Annotated in this window: 3 protein-coding genes; all 3 read right to left on the reverse strand. The window is 37.2% G+C overall.

Annotated features, from left to right (window positions below; genetic code table 11):
- Nucleotides 1-36: 36 nt before the first annotated feature.
- The 3 genes from WFZ86_RS01905 to WFZ86_RS01915 all read right to left on the reverse strand — a co-directional run bounded on the left by WFZ86_RS01905 (nucleotide 37) and on the right by WFZ86_RS01915 (nucleotide 15665).
- Nucleotides 37-5724: a T9SS sorting signal type C domain-containing protein gene (locus tag WFZ86_RS01905; protein ID WP_342690365.1), complete on the reverse strand. Its 5688-nt coding sequence runs from the start codon at nucleotides 5722-5724 to the stop codon at nucleotides 37-39.
- 971 nt (nucleotides 5725-6695) lie between these two features.
- Nucleotides 6696-11303, reverse strand: coding sequence for a T9SS sorting signal type C domain-containing protein (locus tag WFZ86_RS01910; protein ID WP_342690366.1), 4608 nt, complete (start codon nucleotides 11301-11303; stop codon nucleotides 6696-6698).
- 480 nt (nucleotides 11304-11783) lie between these two features.
- Nucleotides 11784-15665: a T9SS sorting signal type C domain-containing protein gene (locus WFZ86_RS01915; RefSeq protein ID WP_342690367.1), complete on the reverse strand. Its 3882-nt coding sequence runs from the start codon at nucleotides 15663-15665 to the stop codon at nucleotides 11784-11786.
- Nucleotides 15666-15860: the final 195 nt, after the last annotated feature.

Consider the following 15860-nt stretch of genomic DNA (forward strand, 5'->3'; position numbering starts at 1 on the left):
AGAAAGGTTTTTTTTAGTTAAAAGCTGTTTTTTTGTCTAGTAAATAATCTTTTTGTTACTAATAGCACCGTTGGCCAAAGTAGTTTTTACTATCAAGGTTTGTTCGCTTGAAGACAAATTCGAAATTGACCATTCTTGCGCGTTGACTTTTGATTTATCGTATACTTTTCTGCCCAACAAATCAAATATTTGTACTTGTGTTATCGCCTCCGCCGAAGAAGTAAGGCTGATTTTTTTGTTTTTAACACTTACAATAAGCGATTTATCTACCACTTCATTATCATCAGTACCTAAAGTTTTGTTGGTGTATTTCAACACAAAACGATCGTTCTCTACTCCATTGATGGCGGTAAACGTATATTTACCTTTAGTCAATTCATGAAGCGTATTCGTCTTTTTGTCCTCTAACCAAATCTCTTGACCCGCCAAAGCACCATCTCTGTTATCGATGCTAATATCGAATGGCCCAGCAATAGTACTTCGATACCCCAAAGGAACCACGTCGGTAGTTTCAAATGGTAAAGCTCGTCCTTGGATGGTTAAGTTTTTTCCTTGGTTGGTACTGTAAAAATCAACAAACTCTTGTCCATCAAAACTTGGTCCATCATACAAATTGTCCCAATCGTTGGTAGCTCCTGTAATGTAGCCCACTAACAATTGTTTGAAAGCCCCACCGCTATTGGTCAAGTTCAACCAAACACGATTTTTCTCTACAGTTGCTGTTTTTTTGGTATTGGCTTGTTTGAAAAACTGTGAATTATTGCCTGATACTCGCATCGCATTGGTAAATTGAAAACTTCCTGCTGCTGCATTCTCTACAAAAAACGATTGGCCTGCTGCAATTTTTCCAAGTGGTCTGTTAGAAACAACTTCCTCTCCAGGATCCATAATTCCATTATTATTAGCATCGACAAAATTCCCAACTCCAACTCCTGTTCCAGTACCACCAGTTAAGGTATAACTCGCATAATCATCAGCAGTATATTGGTTATTGGTAATTGCTGTATTGTGCGTCCAGAAATACAAAGCCCCATTAATCATAGTAGCATTGTTCGGATTGGTTATAAACAAATCAGCATCAATTGCAGAAGGATACGGATTCCCTATCAAATTGAATTCACCCAGACCTGCACTAAAGGAATAGTTACCATTGTTTGGAGTTCCTTTGAAAGCTACTGGTTGTGAATAAGTAGGTGTATTCCAATTTTCACCATTTGGATAAGTAGTACCTGGCTTGGGTACACGGATAATGAACCCAACACCGGGTGTCATTACACCATCATCAAAAACCCAATCATTAACAGCAACATCACCATCAAATCTAAAATATTTATCGGCCAAGGTATTTGGAGATAATAGTTTAGCCGTTTGTCCTAAAACTGGTGATTCTACAGTTGGTCCTGAAACTGGCGATGACCAATAAGTGTAATCAAAATTCTTCATTGGTGAAGAGATACGACGGTATTCTATAGCTCCTATATTAGTGGCATTGGTGGTTTGCACCAAGCTTGCGTTGTTTTCAAAAATTAACTGACCGTTGGTCGTGACTGCATTCGTTATCGTTAATGTAAATCCTGATGGAACCGTAGCAGTAACGCCATTATTAATTGTTAAAGCACAACCCGTTAAATTAGCCGCAAGAGGAGAACCCAACGAAGAAGCTATTATAATATTTTTAGTTGCATCAGGAGAACCATTACTCCAAGAAGATCCATCCCATGTTGTACTAGAAGCATCAGCGATGGGAACATTGGGTGTGCTAGCTGAAGTACAAGTTCCATTATTTACGCTAAAAGTATAACTTCCAACCACTAATCCTGTAACGGTATAACTCGTACCTGATGAAGTATAACTTCCTAGCGCAGTTCCTGATTGTGTAATAATCCAACCGTTTTGCAATCCACTCAATACAACACTACCTGTAGTTGAAGAACAAGTAACATTAGTTATCGTGCCAACTGTAGGGGCAGAAGGCAGAGGGTTTACAACAATAGGGTAAGTTGCAGAAACAGTTCCGCTACCACATGAATTAACTCCTCTTACTGTTAAATTTCCAGATGTGGCACTTGATGAAAAACTTCCAGTGATAGAAGATGTCGTACCTGAGGGTGTAAACCCTGTTCCTGTGTAACTCCACGTATAGCTTGTAGCATTAGCAATTGCAGGTACGGAATAAGAAACACCACTTTGTCCTTGACAAACAATTCCTGTTCCAGTTATAGTTCCAGCAGCAGCTGGAAGCAGATTTACAATAATAGGGTAAGTTGCAGAAACCGTTCCGTTTCCACAAGCATTAACTCCCGTTACTGTTAAATTTCCTGATGTGGCACTTGATGAAAAACTTCCATTGATAGAAGATGTCGTACCTGAGGGTGTAAACCCTGTTCCTGTGTAACTCCACGTATAACTTGTAGCATTAGCAATTGCAGGTACGGAATAAGAAACACCACTTTGTCCTTGACAAACAATTCCTGTTCCAGTTATAGTTCCAGCAGCAGCTGGAAGCAGATTTACAATAATAGGGTAAGTTGCAGAAACCGTTCCGTTTCCACAAGCATTAACTCCCGTTACTGTTAAATTTCCTGATGTGGCACTTGATGAAAAACTTCCAGTGATAGAAGATGTCGTACCTGAGGGTGTAAACCCTGTTCCTGAATAACTCCACGTATAACTTGTAGCATTAGTAATTGCAGGTACGAAATAGGAAACACCACTTTGTCCTTGACAAACAGTTCCCGTTCCTATTATATTTCCAGCAGCAGCTGGAAGCGGGTTTACTATGATTGTTGCTGTATTTGTATCAATAGTACTACAAGTTGGAGCCGACTGATAAGCAACACTAACCAAACCGTAGGTAAACGGCCCAGAGGTTATTGTAGGTGCAGCAACTGTAGCAAATGAAGAAGCTCCTACATTTATAATTTGATTTGCACCACCATTAATTCTATAAATTACAGTGATTGCACTAGCTCTAGGGTTTGTAAAAGTAATATTGGGTGAAGCTGCATTTTGACAAACAGTAGTAGCTCCACTTATAATAACACTTGGGTTAAGAGTAACAACCGTTTGATAACCTAGAGGAGTATTGACATTTGCGCTAGTAGCTCCACCACATCCAACCGCTCTTACTCGGTAATAATATGTCCCTAGACCAAGACCTGTAACATTAATAGAAGTAACAAATCCAACATTTACATTGCTATATCCAGGAACTAATGATGAAAAATCACTTACAGTAGAAACATCTAATCTGTACAAAGTAGCTTCTGTAACAGAATTCCAATTCGCCGTAAAACTTGAACAGCTAATATTTGTACTTGGCAAATAAGTTGGTGCTGCGGGTGTTCCTGTTGTACCAGTGATAATAGAGACAACATTAGAGCTATACACACATGCCGAAGAATTTACGGTTGAACCTCTCACATTTCTTCTATAATAAATTTGGGTAGCAACAGTTGGTGAAGTCCCTGGAACAGTAAAGTCTTGAGATGTAGCACCAGATATATCCGTCCAAGTACTATTATCTGTTGAGGACTGCCATTGGTATTGAACTGGTGCAATTGTATTATTGCCTTGTGTAGCTACAATGCCTCCTGTTAATAAAGTAGGCGTATTAGTACATCTTGTGATAGGTCCTACTGGAGTAACTGTATTTAAACCACTAATAGTAGTAGCTGCTGGGAAAATAGAAAAATTAGAAACATTACCACCATTCTTTTCATAAAAATCAAAAAGCAATTGACTATTTCCATTTAAATAAACCAAAACATTATTATAGTCAGTACTTCCTTGTTGAATCCATGAATTAAATACCAATGTACCATCGATGTATAGTCTAACACCATCGTCTCCTGTGATATTAACAAAATAACAACCCGCAGGATAAACTGCTGAAGTAGTTTGCATTCGATAACGAACGGAAAATGTTTCTGTATAAACAGTTTGAGTAGTTCCTCCCGCAGTAACATTAAAGCAGGTCTCAGTCCCACCATAACCATTATTAAACGAAATAGTTGATCCCGAAACTGTATTGTTTTGAGCAAAATAACCTATGTAAGAAGAAAAGGCATCACTATCACTAGGACCAGGAGTACCAGCAGCACCAAAAGGAATACTGTCTAAAAAATTATACACATGCCCAATCCATGAATTAGTTCCAGCAGCAGTTTGAGAATCAACATTGTTCCCTCCTCCTATGTAAGAAGCCGTTATATCATCCGTTTGTGTACTAGTTTGACAATTTGCGGTATTAAAAACTACATACAATACCCCTGTAAAAGTAGCAGTCCAATCAATAGTAGCTGCGGTATTAGTTGCCGTTGCATTTGCTGTAGCCAAAGCGGTAGTAGTACTACTACCATTAAACAAGGTTAATCGTTTAATAAAACCTCTATCAGTGGTAGTGGTAGCAATACGATATTGAATACCCGAAACCACATTTACCGCTATATATCGATCTACAGGAACCGCCGTATAAGTAAATCTACCAATATTAGTTCCCGCCACGTCGTTATTATAACAAATAGATTGGGTAGATCCTGATTGAGTGTTACTTACAAAAGGACAAAAAGAAGGCACCAATTCTCCTGTAGCTAATAGTGTTGCATCCCTAATATCTGCTCCTACCTGAAATTTTACTTGTGCCAATTGTGTTGCTGTTAAACCTGATGTACTAGTCCCAACAAAAATTCTACCAGAACTGCCAAAAACACCCGTCCAACCCGTAATGGTTAAAGTTCTACCAGCCACCCAAGTTGTCCCATTACTCGCAGCAAAATTCACAGTATGATTTCCTGTTCCTAATGCAATAGTAGAATTTTCATTGAGAGTCAAAGTATTCATACTTTCACTAAATCCTCCAGTGGTATAACTACCGCCATTTAATACTAATCTAGAACCATCAGATATTCTATTAGCCGCATTGGGAGCTAATGAGGCAGTGCCTGAAACTGTTAAATTATTATTTACTGTAATATTAGCCGTAACCGCTTTAGCACCACTCCCTGAAAGTGTCAAATTACTGTAAGTGGTAGCTCTTACAGTTTGCGCTGACCCATTATAATTTACGGTATTACCAGCAGCTGTAGCTGTAAGTGTATTAATTCCAGAAGTACCCCCGATATTTAATGTTCCTGTACCTGCATTGGTTAATGTTCCCGTGCCTGAAAGTGCAGTTGAAACAGTAAGAATACCATTATTAGTTAATGTAACACTTGTATCCAAGCTAGGTATTGTTATATTACCATTTAAAGCCTGATTATTATTTGTGAAAGTGTAAATTCCTATACCAGAAGTAAAAGTACCATTATTAGTAAGTCCTCCTCTAAAATTTATAGCCTCATCAATAGTATTAGTCCAAGTACCACCTAAATTTATTGTAACTAAGCCATCAAATCTTTTAGTTCCTGCAGCGTTACTATGGGTCAATGTCCCTGAAATTGAAGTTGTACCTGATACGGTAAAATTAAATCCTGCAATTACGAGACTTGAACTAGAAGCTATAGTCAAATTGTTGCAAGCAGAAATGGCATTAGTTGTTACAGTGAAACCACCCTGAATAATAACATTGTCACCCGCATCTGGAATACCATCACCATCTGTGCCACTTGTAATTGTCCAAGTTGCTGGTGAATTCCAATTACCCGTTTGTGCAGATATAAAATCTGCTGCATTTACAAACGTAACCGTAAAAAACAAAACCGCAAAAAATAAAATTCTTTTCATAAAAAAATGTTTAGAAATTTTAAAACTAAGACAAAGTAAAAAAAATAAAAAAGATTAACTTCTTTTTACAGTATCAAAGTAGTGCACAAAAGTAATTAATAATGATTGCAATACAAGAAAAAAAAATCTGCAAAAAGTATAAATCGTGATTATTCAAAAACAGTTATTTATTTTTGTAAAGTGTTCAAAATTAATGCAAGCTAATCTCAGAAAATACTTAATCACAACTCTAATCATTTATCTTCCCTTTCAATGAAAATCGGTGTGATCTGTCCCGTCCTCATAAAAAAATAACCGCTAAGTTCGCAAGAAATAAACATCTAAGTCATCGAAGTTTTTATGAATAAACCGTATATTTTGAACCATATAAGGCAAATAAGGGCATATAAGTTCTGGATGAATTCTATATAACCGCCATGAACAACAATTGTAACACTTTTGCTTTGTGTAGCTTCGTGAGTTCTTCGCATTTCGTTGAGGTGAAAAACTTAACCGCAAGGACGCAAAGGCGCAAAGTTCAACCGTATTCCTTTGTGTAGCTTAGTGAGTTCTTTGTGTTTCTTCGTGGTGAAAAACTTAACCGCTAAGTCCGCAAGAAATAAACATCTAAGTCATCAAAGTTTTTATGAATAAGCTGTCTATTTTGAACCATATAAGGCAAATAAGGGCATATAAGTTTAGTTTTGAAATCTATAGCTGAAAAATTCAAACACAAAGATTCACAAAGAAGACACTAAGCACACTAACAATTAAACAGTTGTAAAACAAAGTTTTAAACAATCAAATCCTTTTTTAAAATCCGTGGAATCTGAGGAATCTGTGTCTCAAATTTAACCGCAAAGTTCGCAAGGAATTACGCAAGGAACGCAAAGTTGAAACAGTTAACCAATTAAACGATTAACCAATCTATAAAAGAAAAACCCTTTCAAAGCACTTGCCTCTGAAAGGGTTTTTAGTTAAAAGCTGTTTCTTTAGTAAATAATTTTTTTGTTAGTGATGGCGCCGTTGGCCAAAGTAGTTTTTACTATCAAAGTTTGTTCGCTCGAAGGCAAATTCGAAATTGACCATTCTTGCGCATTGATTTTTGATTTATCATATACTTTTCTGCCCAACAAATCAAATACTTGAACTTGTGTTATCGCCTCTGCCGAAGAAGTAAGGGTGATTTTTTTGTTTTTAACACTTACAATAAACGATTTATCTGCCACTTCATTATCATCAGTACCTAAAGTTTTGTTGGTGTATTTCAACACAAAACGATCGTTCTCTACTCCATTGATGGCGGTAAACGTGTATTTCCCTTTGGTCAACTCGTGAAGCGTGTTCGTCTTTTTGTCTTCTAGCCAAATCTCTTGACCTGCCAAAGCACCGTCTCTATTGTCAATGCTAATATCGAAAGCCCCAGAAATAGTGCTTCGGTAACCCAAAGGCACTATATCAGTTTCTAAGAAAGGCAAAGCTCTTCCTTGGATGGTTAAGTTTTTTCCTTGGTTGACACTATAGAAATCCACAAACTCTTGTCCATCAAAAGTTGGTCCATCATACAAATTATCCCAATCGTTGGTTGCTCCTGTAATGTAACCCACTAACAATTGTTTGAAAGCTCCACCGCTATTGGTCAAGTTCAACCAAACTCGATTTTTCTCAACTGCTGCCGTTTTTTGGGTATTCGCTTGTTTGAAAAACTGTGAATTATTGCCTGCTACACGCATCGCATTGGTAAATTGAAAACTTCCTGCTATTGAATTCTCTACAAAAAACGATTGACCTGCAGCAATAAATCCATCGGGAACAGTTCCGCCCAAACCTGTACTTGGCGCTTTACTTGTTCCTGTACCTCCTGCTAAAGTATAACTCGCATAATCATCAGCAGTATATGTATTATTAGTAATCGCTGTATTGTGTGTCCAGAAATACAAGGCACCATTTATAATCGCACTATTGGCATTGATAAAATCATCTGCTCTGATAGCTGATGGATAAGGATTACCTATCAAGTTCAATTCGTTGGGACCTACAGCAAAAGGATAGTTGCCATTGTTTGGAACGCCTTTAAAAGCTACCGGTTGTGAATAAGGCATCACTACTGTTTCTGGGTAAGGCGCGCCGTAAATTCCAGGTTTAGGAGTACGAATGATATAACCTAAGCCAGGTACCATTGTACCATTATAAAATACCCAATCATTTGCTGAACCACTAAATCTAAAATATTTATCCGCCAAAGTATTCGGAGACAAATCAACAATATTTTGACCCGTTACTGGAGATGACCAATAGGTAAAATCAAAATTCTTCATAGGTGAAGAAATACGACGGTACTCTATCGCTCCTATATTAGTGGCATTGGTGGTTTGTACCAAGCTTGCGTTGTTTTCGAAAATTAACTGTCCATTAGTAATTACGGAATTCGTAATGGTTAAGGTAACTCCTGATGGAACAATAGCGGTAACTCCTGTACTAATCGCTAATGAACAACCTGTTAAATTGGCTGTAAAAGGTGAACTAGGATTTACTGAAGAAACGATAATGTTTTTAGTAGTATCGGGTACACCATTACTCCATGAAGAACCATTCCATGTAGTACTAGAAGCATCAGCGATGGGAACATTGGGTGTAGGCGATGAAGTACATCCGCCTCTACTTACTGTAAAAGTATAGCCCCCAACTGCTAATCCTGTAACGGTATAACTACTCCCTGAACTTGAATAAGATGTACTATTAGTACCACTTTGATTGATTGTCCAAGATCCTGAAGGCAAACCATTCAACACAACACTACCTGTAGTTGAAGAACAAGTAACATTTGTTATGGTGCCAACTGTAGGGGCAGAAACAGATGGATTGGTCGTAATGGCTATTGAAGCGGTACTGTAAATACAGGCAGCTGAACTGGCGGTTGATCCAAAAACATTTCTTCTATAATAAATAACAGTTGATGTGCTGGGATTAGTTGCTGGTACCGTGTAATCTTCTGCAGTTCCTCCAGAAATATTCGTCCAATTAGAATTATCTGTCGAAGATTGCCATTGATACTTTACGGGATCAATTGTATTGTTTCCTTTTGTTGCAACAACTGAACCATCTAAAAACGTTGTCGTGCTAACACAACGACTAATTGGACCACTAGTAATGATTGTATTAAGACTCGTAATGGATGTTGAGGCTGGTCTGATAGTAAATGTTGAAACATTTTGACCGTTCTTTTCATAATAATCAAATACCAGTTGGCTAGAACCATTCAAATATACCAAGACATTATTGTAAGGAGTGGGAGATTGCTGTCTCCAGGAATTAAGAACTAATGTACCATCAATATATAATCGAACACCATCATCACCTGTAATATTCACAAAATAACAACCCGCTGGATATACAGCAGCTGTAGTGTTCATTCGATATCTTACTGCGAAAGTATCTGTTCTGAAAGAATGTGTTGTACCTCCAGCTGTAAAAGAGTAACAAGTATTGTCACCACCATAATTTGGAGCAAGAGAAATAGTTGATCCAGAAACCGTATTGGTTTGCGTAAAATTTCCTAAATAATTGGCAAAAGCATTAGCATCGCTAGGAGGCATTGGTACTATATCCAAATCATTACTAAAATCATAAACATGTCCAATCCATGAATTAGTACCCGCTGCATTTGCATTATCAACTGTATTACTACCACCAATGAAAGTTGCTGTCACGGTATCTGTATTGGCATTTGTTTGACAGTTTGTTGCTGTAAATTCAATTCTCAAAACACCCGTAAACGAAGCTGTCCAATCCAAAGAAGCACTGCTAGTAGTACTACTAGCAGAAGAGCTGCCTAATCCTGTAACTGGAGACGCATTATTGTAAAGCGTTATTTTTTTTACTAAACCGATATCACTCGCAGAAGTAGCTATTCTATACTGTAATCCTTGAATCACATTGAGGGTAACATAACGATTAAAAGGAACTGCTGAAAAAGTAACCCCTCCCACGTTTGGACTAATCACCTCACGATTATAACAGATGGTTTGTGTCGTGCCAAAAGAAGTGGTGGTTACTGTACAAGACAATTCATCTACTCCCATATAAGGCCTGCTACGATTCTCTCCATCAATATCTGTAACAACAGTAGCTATGGCGACTCCTTGAAGTGTTGCATTATTCGAAGTTTGTTGCAATCGTAAAGTAGTAGTTGAAACAAAATCTGGAGTTATGTTCTGGGCATTTGTTTCTTTAGCAGTAGCGGTTCTCCAATTCGCCAAAGTTGTTTTTAAATTGGTCGAGTTATAATAATCTCCCCATGATCCAATGTGTTGAGTAGATTGATAATTGTTGTAATCTAAATTAAGAAACTTGCTAGTATCTTGTCCTTCTGAATAGAAAGCAACTCTTGTACCTCCGCTTGTTTGAGCATTTACAAAAATATTATTTCGAATATCCAATGTGTTGCAATTACTATCTACATAAATTGGAGCGGATACCCCTGAAGTTTGATTCACCCCCAAACGCACACTATTGTAGTAAATCTTGGCATTATTACCACTCGCTACTATGATTCCAAAGCCATTTTGTGTATCCGTACCTCCTCCCCCAGTGGAAGCTACATTTGAAACAACATTATTAGCTACAGTAATATCGTTTCCAGACAAATAAATACCAAAAGCTGTTTTAGCAATTGTACTTATCACATCATTTATTTGATTATTTGAAACACTACCATTGTTTGCTGTAACCGCAATCGCTCCTGCAAAAGGAAAATTTCCATAGGAAAAGTTGGTCTCTGAAAAATTGGATAAAAGATTATTAGATATCGTAAAATTTGATGTGTTAGTTAAAAACAGACCTGTAAAAGGTTTATTTGCAGCACTAGTAGAGGAATTTGTATTGTTATTAACCGTCCAATTAGCATTTCCTGTTGCATCAGTACCATTAACATACAGTAAATGCTTTACGTCAACAAAATTCACATTATCAATAGTCGTATTGGGATTATTACCATTACTACTTGTGCTAATTGAAGTACCTCCTGCAAAAAGACCTAAGGATAAATTACTATTAGCATCGAAATTCTGCCTTACATTTAGATTTTTAAACTGATTAAATGAAGCTCCTCCTCTTAACCAAAAAACAGTTTTTTCTGCATAATGAAGTGTTGAGTTATTATAAACCGTCAAAGCTTTATTTACCGATCCATTATTCCCATCAAAAACAACATAATCCGCACCATTCAAATCAAAAACACTTGCTAATGGATTAGAGCTAGGATTATTATTGCCTTGCACTAAAACAGTTTTACCTGCATTTGGCTTTATAGTTAACGTGTTTACAGCGCTTGCTCCCGTAAAAGCATTGATAACAATAGGAAATGTTTCAGAAGCAGAATATGTTGCATCATCTAACAAAAAAGTAACTGGGCCTGTCACTCCTGAAGTATTAATTCTAGTTATGGCATTAGTAATACTATTAAAAGGTGCGGGTTGAGAAGCACTAATAATATAAGTACCTGATAATGCTTGAGCAGTTCCTAAAACTGGTAAAAACAGTAACCATAACCAATAACAACATTTGGCATTCAGTTTATTAAAAAATAGCTTTTTAATCATGTGGTATTTTTTTAAAATTCTATTTATTCGTTTTTAATCCTTTGAAAATAAAAATCAACATACTAAAAACATGATCTCCATTACTTTAGAAGTTTGCAAAATTATGGATAACATTTCTATATCATATACGATTTATCATATAATTTGGTTTTAATTAAATAGCTTTTTTTATAAAATTATTATATACTTGAATATCAACACCTAACACCTATTAAAAAATCGTAGCCTTTATAGTAAAATTTAACCTCAAAGTTCGCAAAGCCTTACGCAAGGAACGCAAAGTCAATAGTCACGCTATGTATAGCTTCGTGAGTTCTTCGTATTGGTTTGTGGTAAAAAACTTAACCGCTAGGACGCAAAGGCGCAAAGTTCAACCACACACAGTTTAAACCATCAACCAATTAATATATTATACTACAAAAGAAAAACCCTTTCAAAGCACTTGTCTCTGAAAAGGTTTTTAGTTAAAAAGCTGTTTCTTTAGAAAATAATCTTCTTATTACTGATGGCGCCGTTCGCTAAAGTAGTTTTTACAATCAAGGTTTGTTCGCTCGAAGGCAAATTCGAAATTGACCATTCTTGCGCGTTGATTTTCGATTTATCATATACTTTTCTGCCCAACAAATCAAATACTTGAACTTGTGTTATCTCCTCTGCCGAAGAAGCAAGGGTGATTTTTTTGTTTTTCACACTTACAATAAGCGATTTATCTACCACTTCATTATCATCAGTACCCAAGCTTTTGTTGACATTGGTATATTTCAACACAAAACGGTCATTTTCTACTCCTTTGATGGCGGTAAAAATGTACTTCTCTTTGGTCAACTCGTGAAGAATATTCGTTTTTTTATCTTCCAACCAAATCTCTTGATTGGCCAAAGTTCCTTCTCTATTGTCAATGCTAATTTCGAATACCCCTGCGATAGTACTTCGGTAGCCCAAAGGCACTACATCTGTGTTTTCAAACGGCAAAGAACGTCCTTGAATGGTCAGGTTTTGCCCTTGGTTGATACTGTAAAAATCCACAAACTCTTGCCCGTCAAAACTTGGCCCATCATACAAGTTATCCCAATAATTTGTCGCGCCTTCTATATAGCCCACTAATAATTGTTTAAAAGCACCTCCACTATTGGTCAAGTTCAACCAAATGCGGTTTTTCTCAATAGCTGTTGCTTTTTTGATACTAGCCTGTTTGAAAAATTGAGTATTTTGATCAATAACTCGCATACTGTTTTTAAATTGAAAACGGCTGTTTTCGGGAATTCCAGAGGTCGTTCCTACAAAAAAAGATTGACCTGATGCGATTTTGCCAGATGGGACTTGCCCTCCAGAGAGTGCAGCTCCTTTTTTCGTCCCCGTACCACCCGTGCGGTTATAGGTTGCATAATCATCGGCAGTATAAATATAATCCGAACCACTTTGTTGGATAGGTGTATTGTGCGTCCAGAAATACAATGCCCCATAAATAATACTAGCATTATTGGCATCGGTCATAAACAAATCAGCATCAATAGCCGATGGATAAGGATTTCCAATCAAGTTGTATTGATCACTTCCTACTGCAAAATCATATACCCCATTATTAGGAATTCCTGAAAAAACAGCTTCATACACCGAGGGCATCGTAGTCGAAAAATGTTGAGGCCCACGGATGATATAGCCCTTAGCAAAAGTCATTAACGACGTCGGCGATTCGTTTTTCCAAGTACCACTTGCTCCATCAAAAGAGAAAAATTTATCCGAAAGTGTCGCAGGAGACACATCGATTAATCGCTGATTTTGAACGGGACTAGACCAATAGGTATAATCCATTTTCCGAATGGGAGTTGTCTTCCTTTTTAATTGAATGGCACCCGAATTACTAATCTGATCATCTATTTGATGTAAACTTGCCCCATCTTCGACAACCAAAAGTCCAGTTCCTTCATATTGATATCGCAAGGCTAAGGTAGTTTCCGCATTAATTTTTACTTCAAAACCTGAAGCAATTGCACAATTACACGCGTAGGTTGTGTTGGCAATAGTATAATCCTCTTCAAAAAACAATTCCTTTCCAGCTGTTGGTACACCATTGGTCCAAGCCCCTGCAACTCGTTTCGTTTGATCCACACACAGCAACAATCTAGCAATTCGATGTTTCGTTGTTCCTGAAACAGAATTAAAAATACCACCAATCACTACTTTCTCATCGGAAGTCATCGCCATAGTCGACAGTGTGCCATTCAAATTGACCGAAAAACTTCCATCAACCGCTCCATTTGCATGCACTCTAAGCATTCGTTTCACCCCTACTCCATTATACGTTCTAGAAAATGTACCTCCAATTAATAATTTACCATTAGGTTGCACCAAAATAGTTCGGACCGTTCCGTTACTGAATCCTGTCCCGATGACGAAACTCACATCCAAAGCACCATCAGGTTGTAGCCGAACAATTCTTCGCCTTGCATTTCCATTAAAAGCAGCAAAAGAACCGCCCACCACGATTTTACCATCCGATTGCAGGGTCACATGATAAACAATTGCATCAAATCCAGCACCAACCGAAAAACTTGAATCAACACTACCATCAGCATTCAAACGAATAAGTCTTGGGGATGAAACCCCGTTAAATAGTGTAAAATGCCCTCCCAAAATCATTTTCCCATCCGACTGCAAAGCCACCGTTTCGACTAGTCCATCTTGGGCACCTGAACCTGAAATAAAACTAGCATCTAAAGTACCATCGGGTAATAAACGTGCAATTTTTACAGCAGGAATTCCATTGTAAGTCGAAAAATTACCCACTATAACAATTTTACCATCCGACTGAATCGCTACTCCATACACCTGTCCGTTGCAACCCAAACCCATATTAAACGTAGCATCAATACTTCCATTGGGCAATAAACGAGCTATTCGATTGACTGCTGTTTCGTTATATGAGGTAAAATTTCCAACAATGATAATTTTTCCATCTGATTGTACCGCCGCATTACGAATGGTAGCATTAGCTCCTTGGCTCAAGACATTAAATGTACTATCCCTTTCACCTGCTTCGTTGAGTTTGGTTATTCTTGGAACTACTTCACCATTAAATTGTGTAAAATTCCCTACCACGATTACACTTTTATCTGATAACGGGAGTACTTTTGAAACACTGTTATTCAGACCCACTCCCGAAGTTAGATACCCAATATCCAGTGTGCCTTGTACATCAATTTTAGCTAACTTTCCCTGATTCTGATCATCAAAAACAGAGAAAGAACCACCAACATACCAAGAAGTATCCATAAAATTTTCTAAAGCATAAACGGTGGCAGAAGCTGGACCATTACCGATATCAAATGCAGTATTGATTGCTCCATCGAGATGGAAAAGTTGCACTCTATTGACTTCTACTCCATTATAGGTTCCAGAAAAAGAACCGCCTATCAAAAGACCTCCACCAGCATTCATTACAATAGCCTCAACTGCTCCCGAGTTAAATCCTGTCCCAGAAGCAAAAGAAGCATCTAGAGTTCCATCCGTATTTATCCTTACAATTCTATTCGCAACATTGCCGTTATAATTTGTAAATGAACCTCCCAAAATAATTTTGCCATCTGATTGAACGCCAATAGCACTTACATTGTTATCAAAACCAACACCAGTTACAAAGCTAGTATCCAAACTACCATTGGCATTCAATCGAGCAATTTTACCCACGCTAACACCATTAAACGAACTAAAACCTCCACCAATGATAATTTTTCCATCGAGTTGAATTTCTACTTTTTCGATTAAACCAGAAGCACCGGAACCAATAACAAAGCTAGTATCAACAGCTCCGTTTGGTAAAATTTTCACTATTCTATTGGCGGCTGTTCCGTTAAAATTCGTAAAACTTCCCGCCAAAAAAATACTCCCATCGGATTGTAATGCCATATCATAAATAATACTATTGGTTGCTCCAGGAGATGAAGTAAATGAACTATCACGACTTCCATCTGGATTCAAACGAACCAACCGTCCTACTGCTGTACCGTTAAACTGAGTAAAAGAACCCGCAACTAAAATCTTACCATCAGGCTGAAGTAAGCAGGTATAAACTTTATTATTAAAACCTGTTCCTAGAATAAAAGATAAATCCTTGGATCCATCGGGCAACAATCGACATAAATAAGGCGTCGCCACACCATTGAAATTTAGAAAATCACCACCTACAATCAATTTACCATCACCTTGTACAGACAATGTTCTAACTGTATTGTCAAAACCATCACCTAAAAGACCATCATCATAGGTATTAAAGGTAGGATCAACTTTTCCTTGTTGGCCAAAAACGGAAGCGCAACCAAAACTAAAAATTAAAAGTAAGAGCAGGATATTCTTTATTTTCAAGACCTTTTCAATTAAAATTAGACATTACATACTATTAACAAAAATTAATAGTATTTGCAGTAATAAAAATAAAAAGCTATATCTGAACCGACAATACCCAGATTTAGTGATATTTACATTTTTCTTAAAAAAAATTTAAACGCAAAGAGCACAAAGAATTAAGTAAGGGACGCAAAGTTTTAAATCATTAACTGT

Origin of the sequence: Flavobacterium polysaccharolyticum (assembly GCF_038739875.1) — a bacterium.
Taxonomy (GTDB): Bacteria; Bacteroidota; Bacteroidia; order Flavobacteriales; family Flavobacteriaceae; genus Flavobacterium; species Flavobacterium polysaccharolyticum.